This window comes from Rhodococcus sp. LB1 (genome assembly GCF_001583455.1).
In the GTDB taxonomy this organism is placed as follows: domain Bacteria; phylum Actinomycetota; class Actinomycetes; order Mycobacteriales; family Mycobacteriaceae; genus Rhodococcus_F; species Rhodococcus_F opacus.
Genome location: NZ_LTCZ01000052.1, coordinates 48,324 through 63,177, shown reverse-complemented (window position 1 = coordinate 63,177; position 14,854 = coordinate 48,324). Strand labels below are relative to the sequence as shown.

Genomic DNA, 14,854 nt, shown 5'->3' with positions numbered 1-14,854 from the left:
GGGCGGATGATGCGGTTTCGTCGCCGCGACCTGCACGGCAGTGGTGCACTGGAAGCGTGAGCGTCGACTGCCCGCGGTGCACCCCGCCGAAGTTGCTGCGCGAGATGGTGCGCCGCCTCGGCCGCTCGGCGACGCTCCGCGGGTCCGGCGAGGCAGCGGTGACGGGTATCAGCCAGGACTCTCGTCTCGTCCGGGTCGGCGACGTGTACGCGGCGCTGCCGGGGCGGCACCGGCACGGGATCGAGTTCGCGGTCGAGGCCGCAGCGCGCGGTGCTGTCGCGATGCTCAGCGACCGCGGGTCGGACGTCCTGCCGACGATCGTGGTCGACGATCCGCGTCGTGTTCTCGGTCCGTTGGCAGCGTGGGTCTACGGCAATCCGTCCGAGGCACTCGACGTCTACGGCGTGACCGGGACGAACGGGAAGACCAGCACCGCGTACCTGCTGGACGCGGGACTGCGTGCGGCAGGTGTCGCCACCGGCATGATGACGGGGATCACTGTCCGGGGACCGGACGGGTCACGCACCGCGACCCGGACGACTCCCGAGGCGTGCGAACTCCAGCAGACCCTCGCCGCGTTCGCCGAGCACCGGATCGGCGCCGTCGCGATGGAGGTGTCGAGCCATGGCCTCGCCTTGCACCGTATCGACGGAACGTCGTTCCGGGTGGGGGTGTTCACCAACCTCGCCCGCGACCATCTGGACTTTCACCCCGACATGGACGCGTACTTCGCGGCGAAGGCCAGATTGTTCGAACCGGGGCACTGCGCCGCGGCCGCCATCGGCATCGACGACGAGTTCGGACGTCGCCTCGCCGCCACCGTCACCGTGCCCCGCGTGACGTTCTCGTCGAGGACGGCGGCGGCCGACGTCCACGCGTCCGCCGTGCACGCGGACGAGCGCGGCACGTCGTTCACGCTCCACTGTGCCGGGGTGCGGAAACCGGTGCGGCTCCGGCTACTCGGAGTGCACCAGGTGGACAACGCACTCGCGGCGATCGCCGCCCTTGCGGCTCGCGGCGTGGACCTCGACTCGGCGGTCGCCGGGATCGAGAACCTCGACACGGTGCCCGGACGCCTGGAAGCGGTGGACGCGGGCCAGCCGTTCCTCGCGTTCGTCGACTACATGCACAACACGGCCGGACAGCGACGTCTGTTTCCGTACCTCCGCTCGCTGACACGAGGCCGGGTCATCGCCGTCGTCGGGGCGACCGGTGAGCGCGACCCCGGCAAGCGGGTCCCGCTCGGCGCGACCGCAGCCCGTTTCGCCGACACGGTCATCGTCACCGACGAGAGCCCGTACTCCGACGACGCCCAGCGCCTGCGCGAGGACGTGGCGCGGGGAGCACGCAGGGGTGGCGGCGCCGACGTGCTCGTCCTTCCCGACCGCGCGGAGGCGATCGTCGCCGCCGTCACCCTCGCTTCGCCGGGCGACGTCGTGGTCGTCGCAGGCCGCGGGCACGATCGGGTTCAGGCGTACGGACCGCACCGACGTGTGTTCGACGACCGGACCGCGCTCCACGAGGCACTCCTCCGGCTCGCCGCACGCTAGGCGGTCAGCGTCTCGTGCCGGGCGAGTTCGGCGAGAATCCGCGCGACGAGGTCGTCGAGATCGGCGCCGGTGGTGTCGAACGCGAGATCCGGGTCCTCGGGGGCCTCGTACGGCGCGTCGATCCCGGTGAGGCCGCGGAGTTCGCCTGCCCGCGCCCGGGCGTAGAGCCCCTTGGGGTCACGCCGTTCGCACTCGTCGACCGGCGTGCTCACGTGGATCTCGAGAAACGGCAGTCCCGCGGCCTCGTTGAGCGCCCGCGCGATCGCGCGGTCCGAGCGCAGCGGCGACACCATCGACGCGATGGCGACCACCCCGGCGTCCGCGAACAACCGGGTGAGGTGTCCGACGCGGCGGATGTTCTCGGCGCGGTCACCGGGCGAGAATCCGAGGTCGTCCGAGATGCCGTGCCGCACGTTGTCGCCGTCCAGCAGGTAGGCGGTCCGTCCGGCGTCGACGAGGGTCCGTTCGAGCGCGACCGCCACCGTCGACTTCCCGGACGCCGGCAGCCCGGTGAGCCAGATGGTGGCGCCCCGCTGCCCGGTCGCGGACCAGCGCCGATCCCGCTCCAGCGACGACGGGTGCCACTTGACGTCGTGCCGGGTCTGCTCGCCGGGCACGACTTCCCGGGCTTCGCTGACGGTGCCGGCGCCGACGGTGTCGTTGCTCTGCTCGTCGATGAGGATGAACGCGCCGGCGTCGCGATTGGTGGCGTAGGGGTCGGGGAGAACCACCGTGCTCGTCCGGAGCGTGATCCGGCCGATGTCGTTGAGGGCGAGTTCGCTGGGGGAGTCGTGTTCTTCGAGGGTTTCCGGATCGAGCCGGGTGTGCAATTCCTGAACCGTGGCGCGTACGGTGCGGCTGGTGTGCTTGAGCGCCACCCGGTCACCTGCCCGCAGCGGTGTCTCGCTCAGCCAGCACACCGTCGCGTCGATCTCGCGGGCCGGGGCGGGGGCGGTCGCGTCGGCGGCGGCGCTCACGACGAGATCGCCGCGGGCGACGTCGAGGTCGTCCGCGAGTTCGAACGACACCGACAGCGGGGCCACCGCGACGGACCGGTTCGGATCGAGGGTGTCGAGGGCGGTGACCGTGCTGCGGGAACCCCCAGGCAGGACCACCACCTCGTCCCCGACGGACAGGATGCCCGCGGACAGCCGGCCGGTGTAGCGGCGTCGCCGGTCGTCCTTGGGACGCGCCACCCACTGAATCGGCAGTCGCAGCTCGGACGCGACCGCGGACGGCGCGGCGAGTTCCACCTCCTCGAGATACTCGAGGATTGTGGGCCCGTCGTACCAGGGTGTCGAATCCGACCGCGTGACGACGTTGTCGCCGCGGGTGGCGGACACCGGGATCACCGTGAGGTCGCGGCCGCCGAGGCGCTGCGCGAGCAGACCGAGTTCGGATTCGACTTCCTTGAACCGGGTCTCGTCGAAGTCGACGAGGTCGATCTTGTTGACCACGGCGACCAGGTGCGGCACGCCGAGAAGGTCGGCGATCCGCGCGTGGCGGCGGGTCTGCCGGAGCACCCCGGCGCGGGCGTCCACGAGCAGCACGGCCACGTGGGCGTTCGACGCACCGGTGAACATGTTGCGGGTGTACCGTTCGTGCCCCGGCGTGTCCGCGAGCACGAAACTGCGGGTGGGTGTGGAGAAGAACCGGTACGCCACATCGATGGTGATGCCCTGTTCGCGTTCGGCGCGCAGCCCGTCGGACAGGGCGGCGAGGTCCGCCTCGCCGTCGGCGTTCGTCACGGCCTCGAGGTGGTCGGTGGGCAGACTGCCGGTGTCGTGGAGGAGGCGGCCGATCAGGGTGCTCTTGCCGTCGTCGACGCTGCCCGCGGTGGCGAGCCGCAGCAACTGGCGGGGCCGGCTGGTGGTGGTCATCAGAAGTACCCCTCGCGCTTGCGGTCTTCCATCGCGGCAACGGAAGTTCTGTCGTCGGCCCGGGTCTCGCCGCGTTCGGAGACCGTGGCCGCGGCGATCTCCTCGATCACGCCGGCGACGTCGCCGGCGGCGGAGCGCACGGCACCGGTGATGGTCAGGTCCCCGACCGTGCGGTACCGCACCCGGAGCCGTTGCACCAGTTCGTCTTCGGTGGGCAGCGTGTACTCGGACAACCCAAGCAGGATGCCGTCGCGCTCGAACACCTGCCGCTCGTGGGCGAAGTAGATCGACGGCAGCGCCAGGTTCTCGAGTTCGATGTAGCGCCAGATGTCGAGTTCGGTCCAATTGCTCAGCGGGAACACGCGGACCTGTTCACCGCGGCGAATCCGCCCGTTGTACAGCGACCACGGCTCGGGCCGCTGCGAACGCGGATCCCACTGCCCGAACTCGTCGCGGAAGCTGAGCACCCGTTCCTTCGCGCGGGCCCGTTCCTCGTCGCGGCGCGCGCCGCCGAACGCGGCGTCGAAGCGGTGCTCCTCCAGGGCGTCGAGCAGGGTGCGGGTCTGCAGCCGGTTCCGGGACGTGCCGGGGCCGCCCGATTCGGTGACGCGGCCCCTGTCGATCGACTCCTGCACCGACGCGACGATCAGCCGGTGACCGTCCTCCGCGAGCCGGCGATCGCGGAACTCGATCACCTCGGGGAAGTTGTGCCCGGTGTCGACGTGCAGGACGGGAAACGGCAACGGGGACGGCCGGAACGCCTTCTCCGCCAGCCGCAGCAACACGATCGAGTCCTTGCCCGCCGAGAACAGTAGAACCGGCCGCTCGAGTTCCGCGACCACCTCGCGGATGATGTGCACGGCCTCCGCCTCCAGCGCGCGGAGTTCGTCCACCCGTGCCGCGGCGGTGACGGCGGCGCGGTGCCGCGGTGCCGCGGCGCCGACGACGGTCACAGCGGAAGTCCGTTCGCAGCGGCCTCGGACCGATACCGCAGGGCCCACTCCGTGGAGCGGCCGTCGCTCTGCCGCTTCAGCGGCGGCGGGGGCGCGAGATCGGCGTCGAGTCCCAGTTCGACGAGCACCTTCGCCGCCGTCGCCTGCGGCGCCGCGACGAGATCGTCGAAACCGATGTCGATGTGGTCGAGCCCCTCGGCCTCGAACCAGTTGCGCCACTGCTCATCTTGATCGCGCAGAATGCGGACGAGGTGCGCGATGCCGTCCGCGTGGTACTCGGCGCCGTCGTGCGGGGCGGGCGGCGTGGCGTCGTCGCGCCACACCTGAGTCTGCACCGCCCGCCACATCGACACCGCCTGCGCGACGACGTCACGCCGGTAGACATGGATGAAGGCGAGGTCGCGGCCCAGGATGTCGTCGAGGGCGGACCGGAGGTCGTCGCCGGACCGGTCCGTAAGTCCGGCGGCGCGGTCGAGGACGAGCGGCACCTGGTTCCACATCAGCTTTCCGCCCCACACCCCGTTGGGCGTGCGACCGAGGCTGAGGAGTTGATCGCGCCACTGCTCCGCGGTGCGGGTGTCGGCGGTCCCCGGTTCGAGCGGGGCGAGCAGTGAGAGCACCGCCTCGTCGGTGACGCCCTCGAACCACTGCCGCGGCTGCGGCGATCGACTGGTGGACGGCAGGTACTGGAAGAACTCCTCGGGGTTGCCGGCCACGGTCGTGGCGCGAAGGGATTCGACGAGCAGAGTGCTGCCGCTGCGCTGTGACGCGCACACGAGATATGAGCGTGGCTCCGACATGCCGGAAACTATAAACGCGAAATTCGGTGCCGAAATCTGGAGGAAATCGAATTAGCGTGATTGAAACACTTGGCATTTTCTGCTGCATGTGAGTGTCCGATGTATGCGCCGTGACGTTATGCGTTTCGGCAGTTCAGGGCAGTGTTCGGGCATAGGAATTCGGATCCCGCCTCGCCGGGGGAATGGCGCCGCGAAGCGTGAATATGAATCAGGCTGATCGAAAAGGGGAGAAACGGATCCTGCCGGTGTTCAGCCTTTTCGGCAGATGAGCACCGGGCACCGAGCGTGGTGGATGAGGCTCTGGCTCGTCGAGCCCACGATCGACGCGGTGAACGGATTTCGCCCGTGACTGCCGACCGCGATCAACTGTGCACCGAACGAGTACTCGAGGAGCACCTTCATCGGCCCACCACGCTCGAGGCAGCGCGTGACCTCGACATCGGGATATTTCTCGTGCCACCCCGCGAGGCTCTCGGCGAGCCACGCCTCCTCGTGCTGGACCAGGTCGGACCAGTCGGTGAAGCGTCTTTCCTCCGAGTACCACGCACCGAGGGTGGAGTGCTCGGCCCAGGTGTGCACCGCGACGAGGGGAGCACCGAAGAACGCCGCGAACTCGAACGCGTGGGCCACCGCCATGTCGCTCAGTTCGCTGCCGTCCACACCCACCACGACGGGCCGGGTTTCGCTGACCTCGTGGCCCTGGATGCCGCGCCAGACGACGACCGGGCATTCGGCTCGATTCGACACCCGCACGACATCGGAACCGGCAACCACCGATTTCATCTCACTCGTCGCCGCGGGCCCGAGAACCAGCATCCGGGCCGTCTTGGACAGTTCCACCAACGCGTGGGCGGGCGGACCGGGGTGGGTGCTGCGCTCCACGTCCAGGTCCTGCTGCCCGTCCAGGACGATGCGCTCGGCGGCGTCGAGGAACTCGTCCCCTTCGGGGTGACCGTCCGCGGAATTCGGATGCTTGGGTAGCACGTGGACGAGGCGCAGCGGCTCCTCGAAGCGCCTCGCCGCGGATGCCGCCCACGCCGCCGCTTCCAGCGCGCCGTCCGATCCGTCGATGCCTGCCACGATGCCGCGTCGAATCCGTGCTGTGCTCATGGGGGTGCTCCTCACCTCCATTCCAGTTTGGTCCAGGACGGCGCCGACGCGCCAGAGGTAAATCGGTCGGCAGCCGATCCCGGCACGATCGAGGCGGTCCGCGTGGATACTCGAGTGACCTGCGAGCAACAACAGCCAGAAGGAGCGCGACAGCCCACCATGAAGAAGCGGACGAGCGGCTCGGACGAGGGAGGCGGAGGTGACTCTCCCTCGCAGTTGATAGATGCGCGAATCGAGGAGCTGGGTGATTGGCGGGGCGAGACGCTCGCCCGGATCCGTGCCCTCGTCACGCAGGCCGACCCCGACGTCGTCGAGGAGTGGAAGTGGCGAGGGGTGCCGGTGTGGTCGCACGCCGGAATGATCTGCACCGGTGAGACGTACAAGAAGGCGGTGAAGGTGACGTTCGCCCAGGGCGCCTCGCTGGACGACCCGTCAGGACTCTTCAACTCCAGCCTCGAAGGCAACACCCGGCGTGCCATCGATTTCCACGAGGGCGACACGATCGACGAGAAGGCGTTCCAGGCGCTCGTCCACGCCGCCGTGGCACTGAACACCTCCTAATGTACGGGCCAAGGGTTTTCGGCCGCTGCGACCCGGCTCACCTGGGGTTTCCCTGTGTTTCGGTGGCGCGGTGAACCGGAGGCGCGGGTGAACCGTGTGTACTGCTGGGAGGTGGTGACCGATGCCGGATGCCCAGACCGAGCTGATGCACGCCCTGTACGAGGAGCATGCCCCCGCAGTGTGGCGGTATGCCCTGCGGCTGACCGGCGACCGCGCCCGCGCCGAGGACATCGTGCAGGAGGTACTGCTGCGAGCCTGGAAGCATCCGAACGTGCTCGACCAGTCGGAGTCGTCGGCTCGGGCGTGGTTGTTCACGGTCGCCCGGAACCTCGTGTTCGACGAGCACCGCAGCGCCCGCTCCCAACGTGAGATCGGGATGAGCTCCACACCCGAACGCGCTGCACCGGACAGCTCGGACGGCGCTCTCGACGCCTGGATGATGGGTGATGCGCTGGCCCGGCTCAGTCCCGACCATCGTGCGGTTCTCGTGCTCGGCTACTACCGGGGAATGTCGACCAACCAGATCGCCGACGAACTCGGAATACCGGAGGGAACGGTGAAATCCCGCATGCATTACGGATTGCGGGCCCTTCGATTGGCTCTGCAGGAAATGGGGGTGACCCGATGACGTTCGACGACTTCGAGTCGCATGAGGATCCCTACGTCCGCTGGGACGCCGCATACGTGCTCGGTGCGATGTCCCCGAGCGATCGGCGCGAATACGAGGCCCACCTCGCCCACTGCGCACAGTGCTCGCAGGCCGTGTCCGAGCTGGCGGGCATGCCCGGGTTGCTGGCCCTGATCACACCGGAAGAGGCGTTCGGCACGCTGCCCGGGAACGCTGTGCCCGAGGACGAGGAGTCGCCCGCACCGCGTGTGCTGACCCAGTTGGTGGGCACGGTGCAGCGGCGCAGGCACTACCGGCGAGCGGCGACGGCCCTCGCAGCGGCGGCCGCCGTGGTCGCCGTTGCCGTCCCCGTCGGGGTGCTGGTGACGCAGGACCACCGACCGGCCGCCCCGGTGACGGCCATGCCCCTCCCGGACCGCGCGAACACCACCGAGACGGTGTTCACGCCCGTGGTCCCGACGACGATCACCGCGAGCGCATCCGTCGCGTCGACGTCCTGGGGCACGGTCATCTTCGTCGAGTGCTCCTACGAGGACACGTGGCCCGGCGACGGTCGCTACGGCGCCGACACCGAGGGGTACGCGCTGACCGTCACCGACCGCTCCGGAGTGGTCACCACACTGGCCACCTGGACCGGTGAGGCCGGCAGGACGGTGCGGCCCACAGCCACCACCAGCCTGCCCGTCGACGCGATCGCGAGCATTGACGTCCGATCCGACGACGACCATCAGGTATTGCTGACCACGGCGTTGTGAGCGGGCTGCCACGGAGTCGGGTCGGTTTTCGTACCTCCTGCTCGCTCCATCGCCGTGTTTCGTTCGTCACGAACGTTTCCGGAAAAATGTTCTGCCACTGGTGAACCCGACCGGTCCGTGGTTCGTGTGTATATCCAGTGGGTGACCGCAGGTCGCCCCGTCCGATCCACGACACGGGGGTCTGCCGATGAATCTCACGGATCACGAGCCACGGAAAACCGGTCGCACCATGCGCGTCGCCGACTACATCGTCTCGGCGCTGGCCGCGGAGGGGGTCGAGCACGTCTTCGGTGTGGGAGGCGCGAACATCGAGGACCTGTACGACGCGCTGCATCGCTCCCGCGACGTCGAGGGCGTCGTCGCCAAACACGAGTTCTCGGCGACGACGATGGCCGACGGGTATGCCCGGACCTCGAACCGGATCGGGGTGGTCGCGGCGACGTCGGGCGGGGGCGCGCTCAATGTGATCGCCGGGCTCGGTGAGGCATTCGCGTCCCGTGTGCCGCTTCTGGCGTTGGTAGGGCAACCGCCGACGACGCTCGAAGGGATGGGTGCATTCCAGGACACGAGTGGACTGGCGGGGTCGATCGATGCGACCCGGTTGTTCGGCGAGGTGTCCGTGTACTGTGCGCGTGTCGAGTCGCCGCTCGACCTCGAACGCCAGCTCGCCGAGGCGCTGGCCGCCGCGCGTCGCGGTGGACCGGCGGTTCTCCTGCTGCCGAAGGACATTCAGCAGGAGGTCGGCGAGTTCCCGGAACCGGCTCGAACGGTCTCGACGGTATCCCACACCACCACGACGGACGTCGTGCGGCTCGCCGAAGCCCTGCGCGACGACTACGGCCGGATCACCGTCATCGCCGGCGACGAGGTCGCGCGAGCCGGCGCGCGAACGGAACTCGCGGAACTCGTGCGCGTGCTCGGTGCCCGGGTCGCCGTCACGCCCGACGCGAGGGACGTGCTCGATCCCGGTGCGCCCGGGCGGCTCGGGGTCACCGGCGCGATGGGGAATCGGGATGTGGTCGACGCACTGCAGGATTCCGATGTCTGCCTGCTCGTCGGCACACGACTGCCGGTGATGGCACGGGGAGGTCTGGATGCCGTGCTCGAGAAGACGCTGGTGTACAGCGTCGGCTCGGCGAAGCCGTATCTGCAGGCCCGTCACGTGCCGACGCGGGATCTGCGGGCGACGCTGCGTGGGCTCGTCACCGAAATCGGACCGGCGGCCTCGCGTGCGCCCGTCGCCCAGTGCGATCCGACCCCGATCGACGTGCCGCCGTCCGGCTCGTCGGGCCTGCGCTATACGGACGCGGTGAAGGCGCTCTCCGCGGTGATGCCTGCGGGTGCCGACGTGTTCGCGGACGCCGGAAACACGGGTGCCGCTGTCGTGCATCACCTTCCGGTGACTGCCGGAGGCCGGTTCGTGGTTGCGCTGGGAATGGGCGGGATGGGCTACACGTTCGGCGCCGCGATCGGTTCCGCGTTCTCGCGCGGCCGTCGCACGTTCGTGATCGCCGGCGACGGTGCGTTCTATGCGCACGGACTCGAGATCCACACGGCGGTCGAGTACGACGTGCCGGTGACGTTCGTCGTGTTCAACAACAACGCCCACGCGATGTGCCTGACCCGCGAGCAGGTGTACTTCGAGGGCGCATACACCTACAGCCGGTTTCGTCCCGCCCACATTGCGGCGGGAGTCGGCGCACTGTTCCCCGGCTTGCCGTCCCACACGGTCGACACGCCCGCCGGCCTGGCCGACTCTCTCCGCGCCACGGCCGACTCGGCGGGGCCCGCTGTCATCGAAGTCGCCTGCGACGCCGACGAGTTGCCGCCGTTCCTGCCGTTCCTGCCTGCCCGGCAGCCGACCGAGAGATCCGAATCCCGAGAAGGAGCCCGCCGATGACCGCTCGAGAGATCACCCCGCTGCCCGACCTTCCCGCCGACCTGCCCGGCCTCGTCCGCATCGAGACCTCCGACCGTCAGGCGACGACACCGATCATCATGGACATGCTGCGGTCGGTGTATCCGCACGACCAGGTGTTCGGAAAGTACTGCACTGTCAACGAATACATCAACTGCCCGCCGGACGAGGTGTTCCGCTACCTCTCCCACACCCGCAGCCTCGAGGAATGGACGTACAGCCTCCGGGGATTCACCCCGGCCGGAGAACCCGGGCTGTGGCTCGCGTACGACCGCCTGGGCGACACCACCGAGATCTACACGCGCACCGTGGCACACCCGGCCGCGATGACCGTCGACTATCACTGCGCCTGGGACCAGGGGAAACACCTGTGGATGGTGTATCTGATGCGGGTGGTGGACGCGCGTACGGTCCTGGACGTCGACGGATCCGTCGTGTTGTGGACCAACTGCCACCATCCGTTCTACGACGACAATCCCTACCCCGAGACCGCCCCCGCGGACCGGGTTCCGTGGGTGGGCGACTTCTGGGACATGTTCGCCGCCGGACACCAACTGGAGATGAGCAATCTCAAGGCGATCTGCGAATACCGGTGGGCGAACGACCTGCCCGTGACCCCGACCTGGATGAGTGAGTGAGACATGGACACCGTCAGCCTGATCGACATTGCCGGCTACCTACCCGAGAACCGGGTGGGAGCGGACTATTTCGCCCAGTTCGCCGCCACCGACCGGCTCGCCGAGAACATCATGTTCCGGGCGCCGAAATTCCGCCACCACATCGCGAGCGACGAGAACGCCGTCGACATGGCGGAACGTGCGATCGCCCCGCTGGTCGAGCGGAACGGTTCCGAACTCGTCGCCAACGTGGACATTCTCATCACCCACACCCAGCTGCCCGACGTCCCGATCCTGGGCACCGGCGGAGAACTCGCGCGCCGGATGGGAATCACCCCGGACTGGGTGGTGGACCTGCACAACGGCGGCTGCGCGTCGTTCGTGTACATGATCAAACTGGCACGTCAGATCATGCGGACCGGCGACCCGTCGACCGCCCTGATCGTGTCGGTGCAGAACAGCGCCGGCCAGATCTTCACGCAATCGGACGTGCGCGCGCTGGCACAGTCGGCGGTGCCCGGTGACGGCGCGGGCGCATGCCTGCTGGTGAAGTCGGAGGCCGCGCCGGTGCTCGGGCTCGAGTGCCGGACCTACCCCGAGTTCGCCGGGGACATGACGGCCGCCGTCGATCCGCCCCGCAAGTACTGGGAGGCGGGCACCGGCCAACTGCACATCGGGTTCACCGAATCGAGGATCGCGAAGGTCTTCGCCCGTGGGAACCGGCTCGTCCCCGAGGTGGCGCTCGCGGTGTGCAAGCAGATCGGCATCACCCCGGACGCGATCGACACCCTGGTCACCAACCAGCCCAACCGGCTGTTCCTCCGCAACTGGCGGGACGCACTCGAGCTACCGGCGGAACGACACCCCGACACGTTCGACGAATGCGGGAACCTGTTCGGCGCCGCGATCCCCGTCACCCTCGACATCGAGAACCGGGCAGGCCGCATCCCCAACGGTTCGCTGGTGATGATGTCCGCGTTCGCGCACGCGGGCGACTTCGCCGGGGCCGGGGCGATTCGATGGGGCGCCGCCCCGGCGGGGGTGTGAGATGACGACGCCGACCATCGCGGGACCCGGTGTGAGATTCGATCTCGCGCTGAGCGAGAACCCGTTCGCCCCGTTGCCCTCCGTGCTCGACGCGCTCGACGGTGTGATGCGCCGGGCGCATCGGTATCCGGAGTTCCTGCCCGAACGGCTGATCGAGGTCATCGCGGATCACGAAGGGCTCGACGCCGATCAGGTGGTCGTGGGCGCCGGTGCCACCGGCGTCGCACTGCAGATCATGCGCTCGGTCGCCGGGCCGGGGGAGCGGATCGTGTTCACCGCCCCGACGTTCGACGGGTACCCGATCATGGCGCGCATCGCGGCACTCGACGCGGTGCCGGTACCGATTCTCCCGGACGGCGGGCAGGATCTGGCCGCGATGGCGGCCGCGATCGACGACCGCACCCGGCTCGTCGTCGTCTGCCGCCCGCACAACCCCACCGGGACGCTCGTCGACACCGCCGAGCTGGCGGAATTCCTCCGTCGTGTGCCGGACCGGGTGATAGTCGTCCTCGACGAGGCCTACGTGGAGTTCGTCGACCGCCGACTGGTCCTGGACGTGCATCGCATCATCGCCGAACATCAGAACGTCGTGTTCCTGCGAACGTTCTCCAAGGCGTACGGTCTGGCCGGGTTGCGTATCGGTTTCGGCTTCGCGAATGCGGCTCTGGCGCGGACGATTCGAACGCTGCAATTGCCGTTCGGGATGGGCAGCGCCGCCGTTCCCGCGGTCACGGCGTCGTACGCCGCCGAGCACGAGCTCCGTACCCGGGTGGCTGCCATCGTCGCCGAACGGGAGGAACTGTGGCGCACGGTGCGGGCGATGGGAATTCCGGTCCCGCGCAGTCAGGCTAACTTCCTGTACATCCCCGGAGAGGAAGTCGGTGACGCTCTCGCCCGTGCCGGCATCCACGCGCGCACCTACCCCAATGGCGACGCGCGGATAGCGGTTGGGAGCCGGGACGCCGGGCGTGCGGTGATCGACGCGCTCAGGCCGACAGTGCCCGGTACCGCTGCAGCTCCGTGTGTGTCTGTGAGTACCGGTCGAGCATGACGTCGAGCAGTCGGGGGTGCGGTCCGATGGTGGCCGCGTAGGTGATGCCCGGTCCGCAGGATTCCGCCGCACGGCTCAACCGGTCCGTGAGCAGTCCCGGAGCCAGGAACCACGGTGCGATCACGATGCGCGCGGCACCGGCCTGCCGCAGCGTCGAGATCGCCTGCTGCACCGTCGGTTCCGCCGAGGTCGCGAAGCACGTCACCGCTCCCGACCATCGGGTGCCCGCGGCGACCGATTCGGCCAACTCACGGGTTCGGTCGTTCGCGGCCGGGTCGGACGAGCCGACCGCGGCGAGGACGATACCGAGACCGGACTCGCCGACGGAACCGCCGGCCTCGCCGATGCGGTCACGGACCGCCTCGACCAGCCGCGCATCGTGCCCGAGAACGTCCGCCTGCCGGACGTGCAGGTGGGGGTGACGGAGACGGGCGGCGTCCAGGAGAGCCGGAAGATCGACGCGGGCGTGGAACGCGCTGCCCAGCAGCATCGGCACGACCACGGCGGTGGAATGCCCCTCGGCGGCGACCGCGTCGAGCACCTGGTCCACGGACGGCGCGTTGAGGTCGAGGAAGCACAGCCGGACGTCGAGGTCCGGTCGCTGCGCCCGGAGCGCCGACACGGCAGCCGCCACCACCCGCGCACTGCGGGGCTCGCGACTGCCGTGGGCGACAGCGATCAGCGGGGTCATCGCACTAGACGCGCTCGCCGAGCTCCACCGCTGCGATGGCATCTCCGACGAGGCCGGCCGCGAGCGTGTTGCCGCCGGCCGGGTCGATCAGCAGGAAGCTGCCGGTGTGGCGGTTCACGGTGTAGTCGTCCGCCACGATCGGCTCGGCGACGCGCACCGAGATTCTGCCGATCTCGTTGAGTTCCAACGACTCCGGGCTGGGCTCCGAGGTGAGTTCCTGCTCGTTGAAACGTTCGACGAGCGTGCCGACGATGGCTTGCGTGGTGCGGGTGCCGTGCTTGAGCAGCAGGCGCGCGCCGGGACGCAGCGGCTTCTCGGCCAGCCAGCAGACCGTCGCGTCGAACTCGCCGAGCGGCTCCGGGGCGTCGGCGGGGGAGGCGATGACGTCGCCGCGGGAGACGTCGACGTCGTCGGCCAGCACGAGAGTGACGCTGCGGCCGGCGTGGGCGCTGTCGAGTTCGCCGTCCGCGGTGTCGATGCGGGTGACCGTGGTGCGGACACCGGACGGCAGGATCACGACCTCGTCGCCCGGGGTCACCTCACCGGCGGCGACCTGTCCCGCGTACCCGCGGTAGTCCGGGAACTCCGCCGTCCGGGGACGGATCACGTACTGCACGGGGAAACGGAGGCCGACGCGGTGCGGTTCGGCGTCCACCGGGATCGACTCGAGGTGCTCGATCAGGGTGGGGCCGTTGTAGTACGGGGTGTTCTCGGAGCGGACGGCCACGTTGTCGCCGTGCAGCGCGGAGACGGGGATCTCCACGACGTCCTCGGACGCCCACCCCAGCGAGGTGGTCAGCGCGTTGAACTCCTCGGAGATGTCCGCGAACACCTGGGCGGGGTTCTCGACCAGGTCGATCTTGTTGACCGCGAGCACCAGCTTCGGCACGCCGAGCAGCGCGAGCACGGCGGCGTGCTTGCGGGTCTGCGAGATGACGCCCTTACGCGCGTCGACCAGCAGGATCACCAACTGCGCGGTGGAGGCGCCGGAGACGGTGTTGCGGGTGTACTGCACGTGGCCGGGGGTGTCCGCGAGCACGAAGGTGCGGTTGGGTGTCGCGAAGTAGCGGTACGCCACGTCGATCGTGATGCCCTGTTCACGCTCCGCGCGCAGGCCGTCGACCAGCAGGGACAGGTCGGGGGTGGACAGCCCCTTGTCGACCGACGCCCGGGTGACGGCGTCGATCTGGTCTGCGAGAACCGATTTCGTGTCGTACAGCAGACGGCCGACGAGGGTCGACTTGCCGTCGTCCACACTGCCGGCGGTGGCAAGCCTCAGAAGGTCGCTCATGA

At 69.2% G+C, this 14,854-nt stretch carries 14 protein-coding genes; 8 read left to right on the top strand and 6 right to left on the bottom strand.

Going from position 1 to position 14,854, the window contains the following annotated elements:
* The first annotated feature begins 56 nt into the window (after positions 1 to 56).
* Positions 57 to 1,550 carry a UDP-N-acetylmuramoyl-L-alanyl-D-glutamate--2,6-diaminopimelate ligase gene (locus AZG88_RS09840; RefSeq protein WP_005247980.1) on the top strand — a complete coding sequence of 498 codons (1,494 nt, stop codon included), beginning with the start codon at positions 57 to 59 and terminating at the stop codon, positions 1,548 to 1,550.
* On the opposite strand, the gene cysC is transcribed toward AZG88_RS09840, so the two are convergent.
* The 4 genes from cysC to AZG88_RS09820 all read right to left on the bottom strand — a co-directional run bounded on the left by cysC (position 1,547) and on the right by AZG88_RS09820 (position 6,293).
* Complete coding sequence (cysC, locus tag AZG88_RS09835) at positions 1,547 to 3,430, bottom strand: adenylyl-sulfate kinase (protein WP_061697579.1); 1,884 nt, start codon at positions 3,428 to 3,430, stop codon at positions 1,547 to 1,549. The genes AZG88_RS09840 and cysC overlap by 4 nt on opposite strands.
* Positions 3,430 to 4,383: a sulfate adenylyltransferase subunit CysD gene (cysD, locus tag AZG88_RS09830; RefSeq protein ID WP_061045295.1), complete on the bottom strand. Its 954-nt coding sequence runs from the start codon at positions 4,381 to 4,383 to the stop codon at positions 3,430 to 3,432. Before cysD ends, cysC begins: the two co-directional genes overlap by 1 nt.
* Positions 4,380 to 5,183 carry a trehalose 2-sulfotransferase gene (gene stf0 / locus AZG88_RS09825; RefSeq protein WP_005247975.1) on the bottom strand — a complete coding sequence of 268 codons (804 nt, stop codon included), beginning with the start codon at positions 5,181 to 5,183 and terminating at the stop codon, positions 4,380 to 4,382. The genes cysD and stf0 overlap by 4 nt, the downstream gene beginning before the upstream one ends.
* A gap of 249 nt (positions 5,184 to 5,432) precedes the next feature.
* On the bottom strand, positions 5,433 to 6,293 hold the full coding sequence (locus AZG88_RS09820; protein WP_005247973.1) for a universal stress protein: 861 nt from the start codon (positions 6,291 to 6,293) through the stop codon (positions 5,433 to 5,435).
* 159 nt (positions 6,294 to 6,452) lie between these two features.
* Between AZG88_RS09820 and AZG88_RS09815 the strand changes: the two genes are divergently transcribed.
* From AZG88_RS09815 to AZG88_RS09785, 7 genes are all read left to right on the top strand, one after another.
* Positions 6,453 to 6,854: a DUF1801 domain-containing protein gene (locus AZG88_RS09815; protein ID WP_061697578.1), complete on the top strand. Its 402-nt coding sequence runs from the start codon at positions 6,453 to 6,455 to the stop codon at positions 6,852 to 6,854.
* Between the two features lie 121 nt (positions 6,855 to 6,975).
* The gene (locus tag AZG88_RS09810) at positions 6,976 to 7,482 is read left to right on the top strand and encodes a sigma-70 family RNA polymerase sigma factor (protein ID WP_005247969.1); all 507 of its coding nucleotides are present in this window, start codon (positions 6,976 to 6,978) and stop codon (positions 7,480 to 7,482) included.
* The gene (locus AZG88_RS09805; protein WP_061697577.1) at positions 7,479 to 8,237 is read left to right on the top strand and encodes an anti-sigma factor family protein; all 759 of its coding nucleotides are present in this window, start codon (positions 7,479 to 7,481) and stop codon (positions 8,235 to 8,237) included. Before AZG88_RS09810 ends, AZG88_RS09805 begins: the two co-directional genes overlap by 4 nt.
* Before the next feature lie 187 nt (positions 8,238 to 8,424).
* Positions 8,425 to 10,137 (top strand): thiamine pyrophosphate-binding protein, encoded by a 1,713-nt coding sequence (locus AZG88_RS09800; protein WP_061697576.1) that lies wholly within the window; start codon positions 8,425 to 8,427, stop codon positions 10,135 to 10,137.
* Entirely contained in the window at positions 10,134 to 10,793 is a 660-nt protein-coding gene (locus AZG88_RS09795) for a hypothetical protein (protein ID WP_061697575.1), read from the top strand. The genes AZG88_RS09800 and AZG88_RS09795 overlap by 4 nt, the downstream gene beginning before the upstream one ends.
* A gap of 3 nt (positions 10,794 to 10,796) precedes the next feature.
* Positions 10,797 to 11,819, top strand: a complete 1,023-nt coding sequence (locus tag AZG88_RS09790) for a 3-oxoacyl-ACP synthase III family protein (RefSeq protein ID WP_061697574.1) — start codon at positions 10,797 to 10,799, stop codon at positions 11,817 to 11,819.
* Position 11,820: 1 nt separating this feature from the next.
* Entirely contained in the window at positions 11,821 to 12,870 is a 1,050-nt protein-coding gene (locus tag AZG88_RS09785; RefSeq protein WP_061697573.1) for an aminotransferase class I/II-fold pyridoxal phosphate-dependent enzyme, read from the top strand.
* Here AZG88_RS09785 and AZG88_RS09780 read toward each other — a convergent pair.
* Positions 12,806 to 13,561: a sirohydrochlorin chelatase gene (locus AZG88_RS09780; protein WP_061045289.1), complete on the bottom strand. Its 756-nt coding sequence runs from the start codon at positions 13,559 to 13,561 to the stop codon at positions 12,806 to 12,808. The genes AZG88_RS09785 and AZG88_RS09780 overlap by 65 nt on opposite strands.
* Positions 13,562 to 13,565: 4 nt before the next feature.
* Positions 13,566 to 14,852: a sulfate adenylyltransferase subunit 1 gene (locus tag AZG88_RS09775; RefSeq protein ID WP_061045288.1), complete on the bottom strand. Its 1,287-nt coding sequence runs from the start codon at positions 14,850 to 14,852 to the stop codon at positions 13,566 to 13,568.
* Positions 14,853 to 14,854 lie beyond the last annotated feature (2 nt).

Excerpts from the sequence above, each read along its gene's own strand:
- cysC (WP_061697579.1), bottom strand. The coding sequence starts at position 3,430 with ATGACCACCACCAGCCGGCCCCGCCAGTTGCTGCGGCTCGCCACCGCG.
- stf0 (WP_005247975.1), bottom strand. The coding sequence starts at position 5,183 with ATGTCGGAGCCACGCTCATATCTCGTGTGCGCGTCACAGCGCAGCGGC.
- AZG88_RS09820 (WP_005247973.1), bottom strand. The coding sequence starts at position 6,293 with ATGAGCACAGCACGGATTCGACGCGGCATCGTGGCAGGCATCGACGGA.
- AZG88_RS09815 (WP_061697578.1), top strand. The coding sequence starts at position 6,453 with ATGAAGAAGCGGACGAGCGGCTCGGACGAGGGAGGCGGAGGTGACTCT.
- AZG88_RS09810 (WP_005247969.1), top strand. The coding sequence starts at position 6,976 with ATGCCGGATGCCCAGACCGAGCTGATGCACGCCCTGTACGAGGAGCAT.
- AZG88_RS09805 (WP_061697577.1), top strand. The coding sequence starts at position 7,479 with ATGACGTTCGACGACTTCGAGTCGCATGAGGATCCCTACGTCCGCTGG.
- AZG88_RS09800 (WP_061697576.1), top strand. The coding sequence starts at position 8,425 with ATGAATCTCACGGATCACGAGCCACGGAAAACCGGTCGCACCATGCGC.
- AZG88_RS09795 (WP_061697575.1), top strand. The coding sequence starts at position 10,134 with ATGACCGCTCGAGAGATCACCCCGCTGCCCGACCTTCCCGCCGACCTG.
- AZG88_RS09790 (WP_061697574.1), top strand. The coding sequence starts at position 10,797 with ATGGACACCGTCAGCCTGATCGACATTGCCGGCTACCTACCCGAGAAC.
- AZG88_RS09785 (WP_061697573.1), top strand. The coding sequence starts at position 11,821 with ATGACGACGCCGACCATCGCGGGACCCGGTGTGAGATTCGATCTCGCG.
- AZG88_RS09780 (WP_061045289.1), bottom strand. The coding sequence starts at position 13,561 with ATGACCCCGCTGATCGCTGTCGCCCACGGCAGTCGCGAGCCCCGCAGT.
- AZG88_RS09775 (WP_061045288.1), bottom strand. The coding sequence starts at position 14,852 with ATGAGCGACCTTCTGAGGCTTGCCACCGCCGGCAGTGTGGACGACGGC.